Source organism: Paenibacillus aquistagni (genome assembly GCF_900177815.1).
Lineage (GTDB): Bacteria > Bacillota > Bacilli > Paenibacillales > Paenibacillaceae > Paenibacillus_B > Paenibacillus_B aquistagni.
The window spans coordinates 844897-859203 of the sequence record NZ_FXAZ01000001.1; the positions used below are offsets into that span (position 1 = coordinate 844897).

The 14307-nt window shown below is 47.3% G+C and carries 18 protein-coding genes; 14 read left to right on the forward strand and 4 right to left on the reverse strand.

Annotation, left to right across the window (positions count from 1 at the left end; genetic code table 11):
- Nucleotides 1-21 precede the first annotated feature (21 nt).
- Nucleotides 22-825 carry an alpha/beta fold hydrolase gene (locus tag B9Y93_RS03870; RefSeq protein WP_425320335.1) on the reverse strand — a complete coding sequence of 268 codons (804 nt, stop codon included), beginning with the start codon at nucleotides 823-825 and terminating at the stop codon, nucleotides 22-24.
- Between the two features lie 141 nt (nucleotides 826-966).
- On the opposite strand from B9Y93_RS03870, the gene B9Y93_RS03875 reads away from it, so the two are divergent.
- The 8 genes from B9Y93_RS03875 to B9Y93_RS03910 all read left to right on the forward strand — a co-directional run bounded on the left by B9Y93_RS03875 (nucleotide 967) and on the right by B9Y93_RS03910 (nucleotide 6849).
- Nucleotides 967-1761, forward strand: a complete 795-nt coding sequence (locus B9Y93_RS03875; protein ID WP_085493019.1) for a DUF817 domain-containing protein — start codon at nucleotides 967-969, stop codon at nucleotides 1759-1761.
- 152 nt (nucleotides 1762-1913) lie between these two features.
- A complete protein-coding gene (locus tag B9Y93_RS03880; RefSeq protein WP_085493020.1) occupies nucleotides 1914-2366 on the forward strand; it encodes an SRPBCC domain-containing protein in 453 nt (150 codons plus the stop codon).
- A gap of 72 nt (nucleotides 2367-2438) precedes the next feature.
- Nucleotides 2439-2732, forward strand: a complete 294-nt coding sequence (locus tag B9Y93_RS03885) for a DUF5316 family protein (RefSeq protein ID WP_085493021.1) — start codon at nucleotides 2439-2441, stop codon at nucleotides 2730-2732.
- A gap of 182 nt (nucleotides 2733-2914) precedes the next feature.
- Nucleotides 2915-3307: a DivIVA domain-containing protein gene (locus tag B9Y93_RS03890; RefSeq protein ID WP_085493022.1), complete on the forward strand. Its 393-nt coding sequence runs from the start codon at nucleotides 2915-2917 to the stop codon at nucleotides 3305-3307.
- Between the two features lie 147 nt (nucleotides 3308-3454).
- Entirely contained in the window at nucleotides 3455-4162 is a 708-nt protein-coding gene (locus B9Y93_RS03895) for an MBL fold metallo-hydrolase (protein WP_085493023.1), read from the forward strand.
- A gap of 35 nt (nucleotides 4163-4197) precedes the next feature.
- Entirely contained in the window at nucleotides 4198-4767 is a 570-nt protein-coding gene (locus B9Y93_RS03900) for a TetR/AcrR family transcriptional regulator (RefSeq protein WP_170936407.1), read from the forward strand.
- A gap of 338 nt (nucleotides 4768-5105) precedes the next feature.
- Nucleotides 5106-6182 (forward strand): undecaprenyldiphospho-muramoylpentapeptide beta-N-acetylglucosaminyltransferase, encoded by a 1077-nt coding sequence (locus B9Y93_RS03905; RefSeq protein ID WP_085493025.1) that lies wholly within the window; start codon nucleotides 5106-5108, stop codon nucleotides 6180-6182.
- 148 nt (nucleotides 6183-6330) lie between these two features.
- Nucleotides 6331-6849, forward strand: coding sequence for a GNAT family N-acetyltransferase (locus tag B9Y93_RS03910; RefSeq protein WP_085493026.1), 519 nt, complete (start codon nucleotides 6331-6333; stop codon nucleotides 6847-6849).
- Nucleotides 6850-6955: 106 nt separating this feature from the next.
- On the opposite strand, the gene tatA is transcribed toward B9Y93_RS03910, so the two are convergent.
- Nucleotides 6956-7174, reverse strand: coding sequence for a twin-arginine translocase TatA/TatE family subunit (tatA, locus tag B9Y93_RS03915; RefSeq protein WP_085493027.1), 219 nt, complete (start codon nucleotides 7172-7174; stop codon nucleotides 6956-6958).
- Between the two features lie 42 nt (nucleotides 7175-7216).
- Nucleotides 7217-8875 carry a PhoX family protein gene (locus B9Y93_RS03920; RefSeq protein ID WP_085493952.1) on the reverse strand — a complete coding sequence of 553 codons (1659 nt, stop codon included), beginning with the start codon at nucleotides 8873-8875 and terminating at the stop codon, nucleotides 7217-7219.
- Between the two features lie 169 nt (nucleotides 8876-9044).
- Between B9Y93_RS03920 and B9Y93_RS24330 the strand changes: the two genes are divergently transcribed.
- Nucleotides 9045-9251, forward strand: a complete 207-nt coding sequence (locus tag B9Y93_RS24330) for a hypothetical protein (protein ID WP_139829131.1) — start codon at nucleotides 9045-9047, stop codon at nucleotides 9249-9251.
- Nucleotides 9252-9268: 17 nt separating this feature from the next.
- On the opposite strand, the gene B9Y93_RS03925 is transcribed toward B9Y93_RS24330, so the two are convergent.
- On the reverse strand, nucleotides 9269-9787 hold the full coding sequence (locus B9Y93_RS03925) for a DUF1572 family protein (RefSeq protein ID WP_085493028.1): 519 nt from the start codon (nucleotides 9785-9787) through the stop codon (nucleotides 9269-9271).
- Nucleotides 9788-9966: 179 nt separating this feature from the next.
- Between B9Y93_RS03925 and B9Y93_RS03930 the strand changes: the two genes are divergently transcribed.
- The 5 genes from B9Y93_RS03930 to B9Y93_RS03950 all read left to right on the forward strand — a co-directional run bounded on the left by B9Y93_RS03930 (nucleotide 9967) and on the right by B9Y93_RS03950 (nucleotide 14283).
- A complete protein-coding gene (locus tag B9Y93_RS03930; RefSeq protein ID WP_085493029.1) occupies nucleotides 9967-10518 on the forward strand; it encodes a hypothetical protein in 552 nt (183 codons plus the stop codon).
- 188 nt (nucleotides 10519-10706) lie between these two features.
- On the forward strand, nucleotides 10707-11426 hold the full coding sequence (locus B9Y93_RS03935) for an alpha/beta fold hydrolase (protein ID WP_085493030.1): 720 nt from the start codon (nucleotides 10707-10709) through the stop codon (nucleotides 11424-11426).
- A gap of 27 nt (nucleotides 11427-11453) precedes the next feature.
- Nucleotides 11454-11891, forward strand: coding sequence for a GNAT family N-acetyltransferase (locus tag B9Y93_RS03940; protein WP_085493031.1), 438 nt, complete (start codon nucleotides 11454-11456; stop codon nucleotides 11889-11891).
- Between the two features lie 452 nt (nucleotides 11892-12343).
- The gene (locus B9Y93_RS03945; RefSeq protein ID WP_244903276.1) at nucleotides 12344-13684 is read left to right on the forward strand and encodes an FAD-binding oxidoreductase; all 1341 of its coding nucleotides are present in this window, start codon (nucleotides 12344-12346) and stop codon (nucleotides 13682-13684) included.
- Nucleotides 13681-14283 (forward strand): MFS transporter, encoded by a 603-nt coding sequence (locus tag B9Y93_RS03950; protein WP_085493032.1) that lies wholly within the window; start codon nucleotides 13681-13683, stop codon nucleotides 14281-14283. Before B9Y93_RS03945 ends, B9Y93_RS03950 begins: the two co-directional genes overlap by 4 nt.
- The last annotated feature ends 24 nt before the right edge of the window (nucleotides 14284-14307 follow it).

Sequence of the window (14307 nt, forward strand, 5' to 3'; positions counted from 1 at the left end):
TAGCGCTTTAAGGGGCTCCTTTTACGTCATGTATGGAGCTAGCGGGTGTACAAGCTCAATCCATTCATGAATGTATGATGTCATTCGGTCTGCAGCCTTCGTGGGCAGCTGATGCTTGACATTATCAAGCACAACCAGAGTACTGTGCTCAATGCCTTCCTTCAGCAGATGTCGATACTTGGCGAAGGCATAATCTTGCTGTCCATACAGCAGCAGCGCAGGCAGTTGTATTTGCGGCAGCGAAGCCGTACAGTTATAGTTCAGGCTGCATGCGTAGTACTGTTGAATATTCGCACGGTGACCGGACCGTGCTTGTCGTTGCAGATGAAGAAAGGTAGACAGGTTGTTGGCATTCCCCCAGGTAACACTGAGCCTAAGAAGGGAAGAGGCGATCTCGTATCGGGAGAGATGAATGGCTGCGCGAATTCGATTTCTCAGCCGAGGATCGCTTGCTTCTGACATTGCACTGATAAGAATCCCGCCGTGCCAGCGTGCGGGTGATTGAAGCATTGCGTGAAGAGCGATGGACCCTCCTGTGGAGTATCCGGCAATGTAAGCTTGCTTTATGCCAAGATGGTCCAATAGTCCAATGATGTCATCAACAATAAGATCATAGGTGATGGGAGCTTTAGAGGGTGGACTCTGGCCATGCCCCCGTATATCGAATGTAAGAACCTTATAGAATTGAGACAACTGCTCTTGCTGATATCGAAAGTTAGCCGATGTTAGCAGCGGGGGGTGCACAAGTACGATAGGAGTGCCAGACCCGTGCGTTTCATAGTAAAGTGAGGTATTATGTAAATGCGCAATTGGCAAGTAAACCACATCCTTCTGCTCAAGCTGAATAATAGGTAGTATGTGCATGACAGCAAGAAGCATGTACATTACGCTTAGATAAAACGCGGAACAAATTGTAGTTGAGCGAAGGATTGATATGTGATGCGGACAGAGAGGATGGAATACTGCATGAATGCCGTGAAGCAATTATGGCGGTTTGGAATTGAACAGGCGCTTAGCTGCATCTTTCCCGTAATCATTTTTGTGACATTAGCTTTATCCAAGATCATCACGATTCCAGGGTTAGCTCGTTATGATTTTATTTTAATCATCTGTTTGATTGCACAGGTAATGATGGTGTGGACACGGCTTGAGACGAAAGACGATTTAAAAGTCATCTGTGTATTTCACTTAATTGGTTTAGGGCTGGAGCTCTACAAAGTGAACATGGGTTCATGGTCTTACCCCGAGGAAGCGCTTAGCAAGATAGGAGGAGTTCCGCTATACAGCGGATTTATGTATGCCAGTGTAGCAAGCTATATTTGTCAAGCATGGAGGCGGTTCGATCTTTCAATCGCTAATTGGCCTCATCCCGTGTTTGCGTTTGGCTTATCGGTGCTGATCTATTTGAACTTCTTTACCCATCACTATATCGTTGATTTGCGATGGTATCTAACTGCACTACTATTTATTGTATTTTGGAAGACATGGGTATCTTATAAGGTTGGCAATCGCATCTATCGCATGCCGATGATCCTGTCCTTTCTTCTCATTGGATGGTTTATCTGGATTGCGGAAAATATATCAACGTTCTTGGGGGCATGGAAATATCCAGATCAAGAGCATAAATGGCAGATCGTGCATTTGGGGAAGATTAGCTCATGGTTTCTGCTCGTCGTCATTAGTGTAATCATTGTGGCTCAACTGAAGGCAGTAAAGCAATCGAAGGAGCAGGGGCCATCTAATCATATAGAACATTCTTGATAGAATGCTTCTGAAAGAATATTCCTGTTAGAATTTTAAGAAAATCGGTTAGAAAACCCCGAAAGAGCGCTGTCGTGCAAGGAAATATGGAATCTTGAATCGAATATAGATAGGTGTAGAGGAAGGATGATAAGCAGAACGGGGGATAAATAATGGCTCATTCACATTCAAACGATCGTCCAGCAAAGCCTGTCGGTTTAACAGAAAGTGTGGGCTACCAGATTGGCGTACGTCGAACCCTGCCATGCAGCAGGTTGGAGGCATGGAATTATCTCGTCTCTTCTCAAGGACTGCCTGCATGGCTTGGTGATCCGCAAGGACTTCTTATTGAAGTTGGGAACGTATATGGATCTGAGGACACTGCCCATGGGGAGATTCGTGTGCTTCGGAAGGAACAGCAAATACGAATGACCTGGCATCAGTTGGCATGGTCGCGACCCTCTACACTCCAGATACGCCTTATTGAAGTGAGACCGCAAGCAACAACGGTCAGCATTCATCAGGAACATCTGGATGACGGAGGCATTAGATTGCAGATGAAGAAAAAATGGGAAGAAGCCTTAGCCGACATGTCTGAGCGGTTGCGCTGTGAAGGAGCAAGTTAAGGGGAACTTACAGCAGGCTTATGACGTACATACTTATAGAAACAGGACGTCATCATAAGCTGAGGTGAGAAGATGAAGTTGAGATGGATTTTGATTGCAGCAGGAATCGGATCTACGATGATCTCTGCTGCCATCGCGTATGCTCTAGGCGGGATCGATTGGATGAGAAATACAGAAGGAGCCATCAGCATTCTGCTTTTTGGAGCTGCGATCCTATTGTCAGGCACGCTCAATACGGGTCCTAGAGCTTCTTCGACTTATTATATGGAGGACAAGGAGACAAGGCATAAGCGCAATCGAATCGTCACTGCACTCGTAATCATAGGCATTCCTCATCTCCTGTTGACTTTTTATTTATATGTTTAACATGGGGGAGAAAGGAGAGGGCAAGTGGTGCAAAGAAAAGCGGTATTCGCAGATCGCACAAGCCTTCATGCCAGCAGTCGATAATTAGATGCAAAGTATGATACAATATCGATGTGTGTTGTAATTTTCATGTTGGAGCATCCCAGATTGATGATCCAACAGGGAGGGAGAATTTTATCAACATGAGCAAGGGAAGTCGAATGGAGAATCTATCTCATTTGGGGATTGACTTATCCGCACAGGAAATTCATGATCAGGAATTCAATGTTCGTTTGCGCGGTTATGATACGGATGAGGTAAATGAATATTTGGACCGTATTATCCGAGACTACGATATCTTCTATACGATTATTCAGGATCAAGAAAGACAGATTAAGGATTTGAAGGCACGCTTGGATGCTCGTGTGACTCCACCTGCACCAGCGCCGCAGCCTATTCCGGTGCCAACACCGTCTCCGATACAGCAGGCTCCGTCAGCTTCTTCTAGAGGCTTATCGCCGCTAGAGCTTGAGGACATTATGTATCGTTTGCGTGAGTTGGAGAAGAAAGTGTTTGGAAGTCCGCGCGGATTGTAATGAGTGTGATTTTGCGCCATAGATCGATGAAGCTTCAGCCTTAGGCTGAAGCTTTTTTTGTTGCTTAGCAAGAAAAAGGTTGCATTAACTAATGGTATTAGTTAAAATACAAACTAACATCATTAGTTTATTTTGGAGGAAACAAATATGCGAACAACGACCTTTGAGACGATTACCCAAATAACCTTTATGCCGCGCATCTTCCCAGTGAACTGTTATCTAGTGGAAGAGGAGCATGAATTAACGCTCATTGATGCAGCGATGTCCTACAGCGCACAGGGAATTATGGATGCAGCGAAAAAGATCGGCAAACCGATTACGAGCATGATACTGACTCACGCTCATTCGGATCATATTGGAGCATTGGATGCTTTGAAGGCAATGCTCCCCGAGGCCAAGGTTTATATTTCAAAACGTGATTCACGATTGTTGAAAATGGATCGCTCGCTCGATGCCGACGAGGAACAGCTGCCCATTCGCGGCGGACTGCAGGCCGTAATGACAGAACCCGATGTTCTGCTGCAAGATGGCGATCAGATCGGATCACTGCTCGCCGTTGCTACACCCGGACATACACCCGGCTCCTTCTCCTATTTAGATATGAGAAATCAGGCGCTTATTGCAGGCGATGCGCTTCAAGTTCGCGGCGGAGTAGCGGTTACAGGAGAATGGAGACCGCTCTTCCCGTTTCCTGCGATGGCAACTTGGAGCAAGCAGCAGGCCCTTCACAGCGCAGAGAAGATTATGGCGCTTAAGCCTTCACTGCTAGGTGTTGGACATGGCAAGATGATCCAGAAGCCAGACCGAGTTATCGAACATGCGGTACAGCGTGCAGCAAGTGTCTTTATCGGTTAATATAAATGGTTGTAACGATAAGGAGGGACGAAGCGGTGTCTAGAAAAAAGAGAGCAGGGCTTGATACAGATGCAGTCGTGCAAGAAGCGATACAGCTCGCCGATGAGCTGGGTTACGATAAGCTAACCTTGGCTGCCTTGGCCGCAAGACTCGGCATTAAGACGCCTTCATTGTATAATCATATCCAAGGATTAGATGATCTCAGACAGCGGATGGCCATTCACGGCCTTGAGGGCTTGTATTCAGCCTTGCTGCATGCAGTTAAGCTGGATGCTGGCAATCCCATTCAAGCCGTAGCGGAAGCTTATGTCGCCTTTGCGGATGAGAATCCAGGCGTATATGCTGCTTCCCTGCTAGCGCCTGATGCTCAGGTTCCTCGCTGGCAGGAGCTAGGCGAGCAGATTGTTCAGTTGATCAGCAATCTAGCAGAACCATACTCGTTGGAGCCTGATGAGGTCATTCACTGGGTTAGAGGCTTCCGCAGCATGCTGCACGGATTTGCTTCCTTACGTCAGGCTGGCGGGTTTGGCATGCCCATTGCGCTTGACGAGAGCCTTCAATATATGGTTAAAACCTATATGCGAGGAGCACAACCACAACGTTAGGGCATGGTTGTAAAGTGCCAATTGATAGGATAGGTTCACTCGCTAGGCTGGTGGCAGGATTGTTTGCTAGTCTGTTGCATAGGAGAAAGCGGAGACATGGGGAAGAGGAATGAGTCGATTGGAAACATTCGATATCTTTGATTCAAGTAACAAGCGGATGGGGCAGGCTTGGTCGTCGAGCCTTCAACAGGTGAATACATCGATACAGAGCGTTTGTTTAAACAAGAGAACTTTGTCCCGCATCATCCGACATACTTTGAGGCTTTGTTCCGTATGATGGAAGAGGAGTCAAGGAACATTGCAAAAGGAATGAACAACGACAGAGCGGGGGATGTGGAATGACGAAGCGAATTCTGCTTACAGGTGGAGGATCAACCGGGCATGTCGCGGTGAATTTAGCTCTCATTCCACAGTTTGTTGAAGAGGACTGGGATATTCATTATATAGGATCTCACGGAGGCATTGAATCCAAGCTGATGAGGCAACAGCAGCAGGTTCATTATATCGGGATTGCATCGGGCAAGCTGAGGAGATATTGGAGTCTTTCCAACCTATCTGATCCATTTCGGGTGCTGCTAGGAGTAGCGCAAGCCTATCGGCATATTCGCAGAATCAAGCCGCATGTCGTCTTTTCAAAGGGAGGATTTGTGTCTGTTCCTGTCGTGCTTGCAGCTCGCTTGAACGGCATACCGGTCGTTATCCATGAATCAGATCTAACGCCAGGGCTAGCCAATCGTCTTGTCCTTCCTTATGTGCAGACGATCTGCACTACATTTGAGGAGACGAAGCCGTACATCAGATCATCTGAGAAAGTGGTCCACCTCGGTGCAATAGTGCGCAAGGAATTGTTTCACGGCAGTAAGGAGGAAGGGTATCGCTATTGCCAGCTGAAGCCAAGCAAGAAGCCTATTATTGTGGTCATGGGCGGGAGCTTGGGCGCCAGAGCAATCAATGAGGCGGTACGCAAAGCGCTGCCAGAGCTTGTCACGCATTATCAGATTGTGCACCTGTGTGGGGCAGGACAGCTCGATAAGCAGCAGAATCATCCCTCCTATCGCCAATATGAGTATTTATCGGAGGAGCTTCCTCATGTCCTAGCCATGGGGGACATGGTCATTACGAGGGCGGGTTCGAATTCCATCTTTGAAATGCTGGCGCTAGGCAAGCCGATGTTGTTGATCCCGCTGCCTCTGTCATCGAGCAGAGGTGATCAGCTTCTAAATGCCGAGTCGTTCAAGAAGCAAGGGTATGGTGAAGTGCTGCAAGAAGAGGAGCTGACAGCGGGTTCGCTCGTGCGCGCTTTGGAGCGACTTCAGGCAAGATATCCTAGCATTGTACAAGAGATGAGAAGCGCCCAAGGCAGGGATCGTACCTTGGAGCTTGTCACGCTGCTTAAGCAGGCGGCACTGGATTAAACGCGAATAAAGTCTTGATGTTCAAGGCTTTGTTCGCGTTTTTTTGCTTGTATAAAGATGGATCGCTATTGTCTTAGTCAAGAACATGCTGGTATGATAAGTGGAAAATGACACCAAATGAGTGTAGCGCACACTGGGGGCATGAAGAGTGGGGCTTGAACTTCGACAGTTATCCAAGATGGATGATATGCGCTTTTATCAGATGATGCAGGAGATGGGACCAGGAGAGAATGGCTTTCATAACAGCATGTATGGCTTGACGCCGCAGCAGTTCCGTCATGCGCTAAGCGGTGCTGATAAAATGTCGCGCGGCTTGTTCTTGCAGCCTCAGTTTGTTGCACAGACCACGTATTGGCTCATGCTTGATGAGAGGCCGCTAGGGCTTGGCAAGCTGCGGCACGCGCTTAATGCCTCGCTGCGAGAGCGTGGAGGGCATATTGGCTATGCGATTCGTCCAAGTGAGAGAGGAAGAGGATATGGCAGGGCCATTCTCAGGTTGTTGGTGGAGGAAGCTCGTTATCGTGGAATGGAAGCAGTGCTGCTGACGTGTTGGGAGGAGAACGAACCTTCTAGAAGAGTAATAGAGTCGAATCTAGGCATGCTGCATGAGATTAAGGACGGGATCTGCAAGTATTGGATTCAAACGAACGACATAGGGCAAGTGTAAGCTCAAGGAACAGGAGGTGTGAGCCACTGTGTATACTCTTGATCTAACGGAACAAATAAAGGAGCCTTGCTGGAAGCAGGCTCCTTCTAACCAACTTGGCATGAGATTAAGAAGATCGATTGGATTGGTCGGAAGAGGGAACGTTCTTGCTCTGCTCAGTCCCTTCTTCTTGACTACTCATAAGTCCTCTTGTTGCTTGCTTGAATTCACTTAATGTTCGGCCGAAGGCGCGTCCTAACTCAGGCAGCTTTGAGGGGCCGAAGATTAGCAAAGCGATAATGAGGATTAGGATTAACCCTCCAATTCCGATATTGGCAAATGGCATTGGACCACTCCTTATAGCAGGGTAAACAATAGAAGACTAAGGTTAGCTCAGCTTAAAGCCGCTAATGGCTACGACACCACAGCGGGCGATCTTGTCCCCTTTGCGATGAGGCCATGTGCTGGTAGGTTTGCTCAGGTCGGTGGTATTCTCACCCGGATGCTGCACAGATATGAAGAGCGTATCTTCATTGGGCGTAAAAAAAGGTCCAGTAAGCTCTGAATCGATAGGTGCTGAAGCAAATTGCATTGCAACGCCTTTATTGCCTCCGGTAGTTGGGATAACAAACAGTCCGTTGTTCATGAAGGATTTATACACGCCTTTATTATGGCTGCTTGTGGAGATATCAGTTACAACCCACAGCTGGGCATTGGAGTCAAAAATGAGGTTGTCTGGGGAGCTGAAGCCAGATTGTCTGCCGCCAGCCGCGAAGATCTCAAAATCAAATTCATTTGCTGCAAGATTGTCCTGCGCTTCAAAGATGCGAGTAATATGGCCATGAATGTTGCCGTGGGTGTCATTATTCGTATGGCAAATAAATACGGTGTTATCAAACGGAGAGATCTCAATATCCTCAGGCCGGTCAGTGGGTGTGCCGCCAACGAGCAGGGCTGCTTCATGACAATAAGTAACAACATCCCCCTGCGTCTTGTAACGTTGTACAAGCTCTTCTTTTGTCATGCTGACGCCGTAAGGAACTTTGAAGTGTTCAGAAGACAGCACCTTGGATACGGCTTCAATTGTTACTTCGAGCCACTGTCCTTTTTTGAAGTTAGCAACGTAGAGCACGCCATCTTCCAGCAGCTTGGCATTTGCACGGCCTTCAGCCTTGTTATAGGTTCCTTTGCTGATGTACTTGTACACGCAAGCGTCCTTCTTGTCGTCTCCCATGTAGACAACGATGCGTCCGTTAGAAGCTAATCCCATCGCGGTATTCTCATGGTTGAAGCGTCCAAGAGCGGTATGCTTCTTGCGATACTGCGCATCTTTGGGATCGATCTCTACGACCCAGCCATAATGAGTCGGATCAAGCTTGGCGTGATTCGCGGTCTCCTGGAAGTTCTCCTCACATGACAGCACGGTATTCCACAAGGTTATGCCGCCTGAGCAGTTGGCGAAGGTGCCTTGAACCTTAGCTGCTTGATTGACAGCGGCGGAGCCTTTGGCTGGACCTGTGAGCTCGAAGGAAGTAAAGCCATTAATACGGCGTGCATATGTTGAGGTGGGGTCAAGTTTCCAGACGCCTTGCTCGTTTTTGTAGATTTCCGTAACGGACATGCCTTGGTAATACAGTTCCTTCTCGACTTGAACAGCGGTAAGCTGATCGTTATGAATCGGACCAAGGGAGAAGATATTGGTGTATTCATGGTTTGTAACAAGGAGACCGCGATCTGAGCCTTGGAGTGGAAAATACGCGTTGTAATCGCAGCCTTGGCCGAATTTTTCCCCAGCAGGATTAATCCTGTCGTCATAGGCGGCAACAACATCATATCTGAAGCGGGGCGGCAGCACGAGCTTGTCTTCCTTGGAAGGAGCAATCGGTTCAAAGAACCCACTCACTCGATTGGTGGAGAAGCCAAACAAGTGGTCTGCCGTAGAGGATAACGCGGATGCTTTGCCCTCTAAGGTTCCAAGACCTGCAGATGCTGCAGCGAGCGCTGCTGCACCAGTGCCAAGGTAAGATAGAAACGTGCGACGATTCATCGATTCACTCACAAATGTTCACTCCTTATTTACATAGATTATCTTCGCTCGGGACAAGTGTAAGGGACATTTGTAAACGTCGTTCGTCAATCATGTTGAAATAATATGAAGATATCGTAAGGATGGACGAAATAACAGATTTATCGGAGAAAGATGATGATCGACATAGTTGAATCCAGTAAATATCGTGGTGAAGGGAAGGAGAGCAATGGGGGCGTTTGCGGTATATGCATTCTTCATACTGATCCTTGCCATGATCATCTATGGGGCTGTGAGAAGGGCTATAAATGATTCTCGGCTTACTGAATTGACAGAGAAGAAGATAGAATTGCTGGAGGAAATAAAAAGCCTGCTGGAAAACCAGCAGGCAAGATAGGCAGCCAGCAGTCTCGGTTAATTCGACTTGCGTCTTGGAATAGTGAGCGTCTGCCATTGATCTCCCTTAAGGAGCTTGGCAATAAACACGATTTGCCCAACATGGTAGGCATAATGGGCAACCTGACGCTCGATCGCATCAATGACGGACATCGGCTGGTTCCGGATTGTGATGGTGCGAAGGAGGTCATCTGGCGTTAACGTGCTAAGCTCAGCGAGAAACACGCTCCAGCCATGCTCCCAGACTTGCAGCATTTCCTCTTTGCTTGAGAGAGTTGCAGCAAATTCATCATCACGATGACGATCAGGCTTCTCGCCATCAGTGGTTAAGAAGTTGGTCCATCGAGAGATCATATTTCCGCTCATATGCTTGACGATGACAGAGATACTGTTGCTGTCCTCATGTGGAGACCAGAACAGATCTTGTTCCTGAAGCTGCAGAAAAGTTTGATCTCCATTTTTCTTTACTTCAGAAAATCGGTTCTTCACTGCTGTAAGATAGCTTTCGCCTAGAGTATGCGGGGATGCTTCTGTCATAGTATCAACCTCCATCTTCTTATTCAAAAACATGCGGAAGTAAATCAGAGTTTGCGACGCTTCGCTGTTGCTTTCGAATTATAGAATATAATTTTGCAAAGGACAAGATGTGTTTGCTGCGAGCCTGGCATATGGATTTAGTAAGTGGAAAAATAAAGGAATGGTAAAGGAGGGTGAGCATGGGGTTTACTTTTATTGCTTGGGGTCTCGTATTTGTACTGTTGTCTTTCAAAATACAAGAAGTGGACATCCTGCCGGATATCGTAGGTTATATTCTGATCTTTATTGGCCTTAGCAAGATAGAGCACTATCATTCCAATTTCCGCAAAGCGAAAATGCTCTCCGTCGTATTTATTGTACTGTCCCTGATTGGCATGTTCCAGATCCGCTGGACCAATCCAGACGGTGTATTTATTGCGGGCGGAGTGCTGCTGGGATTGGTGTTTTTGATGCTGCAGCTGTGCCTATTCTACTTCATTTTTATCGGCATGGAGGAGGGTTCTCGGAATCGAGGTCTTATCGAACTGTCGACCCTTGCGAGAAGACGCTGGACACAGTACTTTCTCTTTACGGTTCTCATATTTATTTCCATGCTGATCATTTGGATGGCCCCCATCCTATTAGGTCCAGCTGTCGCCTTCATTGGATTTATCCTTTCCATCGTGCTTACGTATCTGATGGTTACCGTGTGCATGCGTGCGGAACGGGAATGGAGTTCAATGAACAGATGATCATTATGAAAAGAGTCGGGAAAGTGTCATGCAAGCAGCCTTGCCTTCGTATGTTAGTAACATGTGAAGCCAGGATGTCCCGATTGTGCCTGCAACATGAAGTGAGCGATAGGACATAGCGCATGTAGTATGAATGAGCGTATGTTCTTTGGCGGCATAATCGAATAATCGTAGTAGGAGTGTACATAATGAATATCCAATCTCACTTTTTGATGAATGGGGATGTCAGCATTCACTTTCTTGATAGTGTGCTAGAGGCGGATTCAAGCTTGGTTCCGCTGCTTATCAGCCCTGGCCTGTCTGAGACAGCTGAAGAATACACCGATATGATGGAGCGTCTTCTCCCGAGACGAGTGATTGTATTGTCCTATCGTGGCCGGGGTCAGAGCGACACACCAACCTCTGGCTATACGCTTGAGCATCATATGTCAGATCTCGAGGCGGTAGTCGAGCATGCAAGACTGGAGAAATTCCATCTGTATGGCTATTCAAGAGGCGTATCCTATGCGATTGGCTATGCTGAAGAGCATCAGGAACAGCTGGAGTCGCTAATGCTAGCAGACTACCCTGCTGTTCATAAACGGATGGAATCAGGGTGGGCTGAAGCCTACATCCATGATTATCTTATTCCGCACCAGCGAACGCAGCATATTCGTCAGCAGGCGGTAAGAGGAATTGCCCGTGAATCAGAAGATTGTTCCTTTGAAATGAATCTAATTATCCCTGTGCTTGTCTTGCGTGGGCTTGAGGCCGATTCATTAGTCTCGGACCAAAGCATGGACCACTATCGAAGCATTCAACCGAAGCTGCAGGTTCGTCACTTCCCTTTCTCCGGCCATGATATTCGAAGAACAGAGCCTGAGGATCTCTACGCGACGATCGAGACGTTTATCGCTAAATCACAATAGAATGAGTTATGAAGGGGAGACAATGAAATGATCATTCGTGAGGCAGAACCACAGGATGCACCGATTCTTGAGATGCTTTACCGCAAGCTCCATCCGGATGATGTGCCAATCATGGTATGGGCAGATCGAATCGAACAAATTGCGATGCATCCTGACAGCTACCTGCTCGTGCTTGAGGAGGATGAGCGTATCCTAGGTACGGCACTTCTTCACTTATGTCTTGATGTTGTACGGGGAGACCAGCCTTTTGCCATTGTTGATCAGGTTATTATAGATCCCGAGCATCAGATGAAAAACGGCATGTCCTTTTTAATGAAGCATATTGAGACGTTCTGTTACCAGCGTAAATGTGTCAAGGTCATCCTTACGAGTCAAATTAGCCAAGAAGCGGAGCATCGCTGCTACACGGAGCTCGGTTATCGTGACGACTCACACCGCGTGTACAAGAAGTATCTTCCGTACTAAGTAAGATTAGCGTTCTATCTGTTCACCAAGTTGCTTGGATTAGCATGGCCAAACATGCATCGAACGTGGCAGCCCGTTGTGAAGCGGGCTGCTTCATTGATCCGATATAGCTGGCAACGCGCGCATCTTTCCTTCTCCTTGATCGTCCTCTTCTTCACGCTCTTCTTTTTCCTCGTGAAACTCTACTTGTGACTGACCAGTAATGTAGTCAAGTGGGGTATAATACAGCTACGGCAGTGCTCGTCCTCATGATATAGCCATGATGTGGTAATACCTGTATAATAATCCTGATATAAGGATGTGTTTGATGATCGCTGGTTATTGGGAGAGAGACATTCGTGAGCAACATTTCATTGAAGCATCGAGGATTTATCACAGCTGTTGTACTAATTTGTTATGCGGCATTATTCGTCACCTCGCTTAGCCTTTATATAAGTGAAGGAGAGCGACGCATGCAAAGCGACGTAGGCGGCGTACTATCGGCACAGGTGTATGAGGTTATTCAGGTATCAAGCATTCAGGATATTAGGGATGCGTTGACGAAGGCGAAGAAGCTTGGGAAGAAGATATCGGTATCAGGAGCTTCACATAGTCAAGGCGGACATAGCTTCTATGAGGATGCTATTGTACTGGACATGCGGCGATTTAACCGTGTTCTCGAAGTAGATGCGATGCACAAGCGTGTTCGAGTACAGAGCGGAGCGACTTGGCTCGATATTCATGAGGCTATTAATCCTAGGCAGCTAGCGGTACGCATCATGCAGTCTTCGGCTATTTTTACGGTAGGAGGTTCGCTTAGTGCTAACGCACATGGCCGTGATCCAAGCGAAGGAACTATAATCGAAAGTGTGGAGTCCTTTCGTCTCATGATGGCAGATGGTTCGATTATAGATGTGAGTCGCGAGAAGTCTCCTGAGCTGTTTCACTCCGTTATCGGCGGCTATGGTCTGTTTGGTGTCATTTTGGATGTGGATATCAACCTCACAGACAATGAAGTATATGAGCAGGACATCACCGTGATGAACTATCAGGATTATCCCAAATATGTGGAAGAGCATATCGTAAGCAACCCAGAATCAGCTTTGTCAATAGGGAGGCTGTCTACGGCGCCTGAACGATATTTGAGCGAGATGTACGCGCTTACGATGAAGCGAACAAACGAGCCATTGACCGAAGCGTTAACGAAGCTCGAAGATGAGCGATTTGTCGAGACAGGCAAGCTCATGTTTGGTTTAGCAAGAAAATGGGATCAAGCCAAAAATTGGAGCTGGAAGCTGCAAAAACGGCTGTATCGATACGAAGATAAGAAGCTCGTGTCAAGAAATAATGCGATGCGAAATGACATCGAATTTACCAAGTATCGAGATCCTCAAAAAACCGATCTATTGCAGGAATATTATGTGCCAATAGAACGATTCGTGCCTTTTGTAGACGGACTCCGGGAGATCCTTCAGGAGGAGAACCTGAATGTGCTTAACATAACGGTAAGATATGTGCCGAAGAGTCATGAGTCAGTGCTATCTTATGCCAAAAAAGAAAGCTTCAGCATTGTGCTGTTGATCAATCATAAGAAGACCCCATCGGAGCTTAACAAGCTTGCTCTCGCTACAAGAAAAATGGTGGATCTATCGCTTGAACAGGGAGGAAGCTTCTATCTTACCTATCAGAACTTCCCTACGCTTGAGCAGATCAAGAGAGCTTACCCGAACTGGGATAAATTTGTACAATTCAAACAGAAGTGGGACCCGGAGGAACGGTTTATGAATGAATGGTATGCGAGGTACACCCGATGAAGCAACAACGTACACATTTCCCCACAGCTCTCAAATGGCTGATGCTCTCACAAAGCATGCTGACCATTGGAGCAGGTGTTGTCTTTCCCTTTTATCTCATCCTTATTAAGGATATCGGAGGAGACTTCAGCCAATACGGCATTGCATACGGATTATTTACGCTGAGCGCTGCGCTGCTTGCTGTGTGGTTTGGCAAACGCTCTGACCGATACGGACGAACTCGGTATCTTCTTATCAGCGCATGGGGGATGTCAATCGTCTTTCTCATGTTCCCACTCGCAACAGGAATCATCCATATCTACGTGCTGCAAGTGCTGATGGGCATATTTGGTGCCATGCAGCGCGTCTCTGAACGAGCTTTGGCTGCAGATCTTACGGATCAGGGCAGTCGCGGCGAATATATGGGGAAATATCAGTTAGGGGTATCAGCTGCTTCAGGTATTGCGGTAATCGCTGGCGGCTTCTTCATTGATCTTTTTACGCTCGACTTGTTGTTCCATGCAGGCTCGATGCTCCTGTTCATCGGGGGCCTTATGATCTGGCGTCTTCCACTAGAATCGAGGGCACGGCCTGAACATGACCACTCGGCAGAGTTATGATAGGATAAGCATGGTGATCATTCG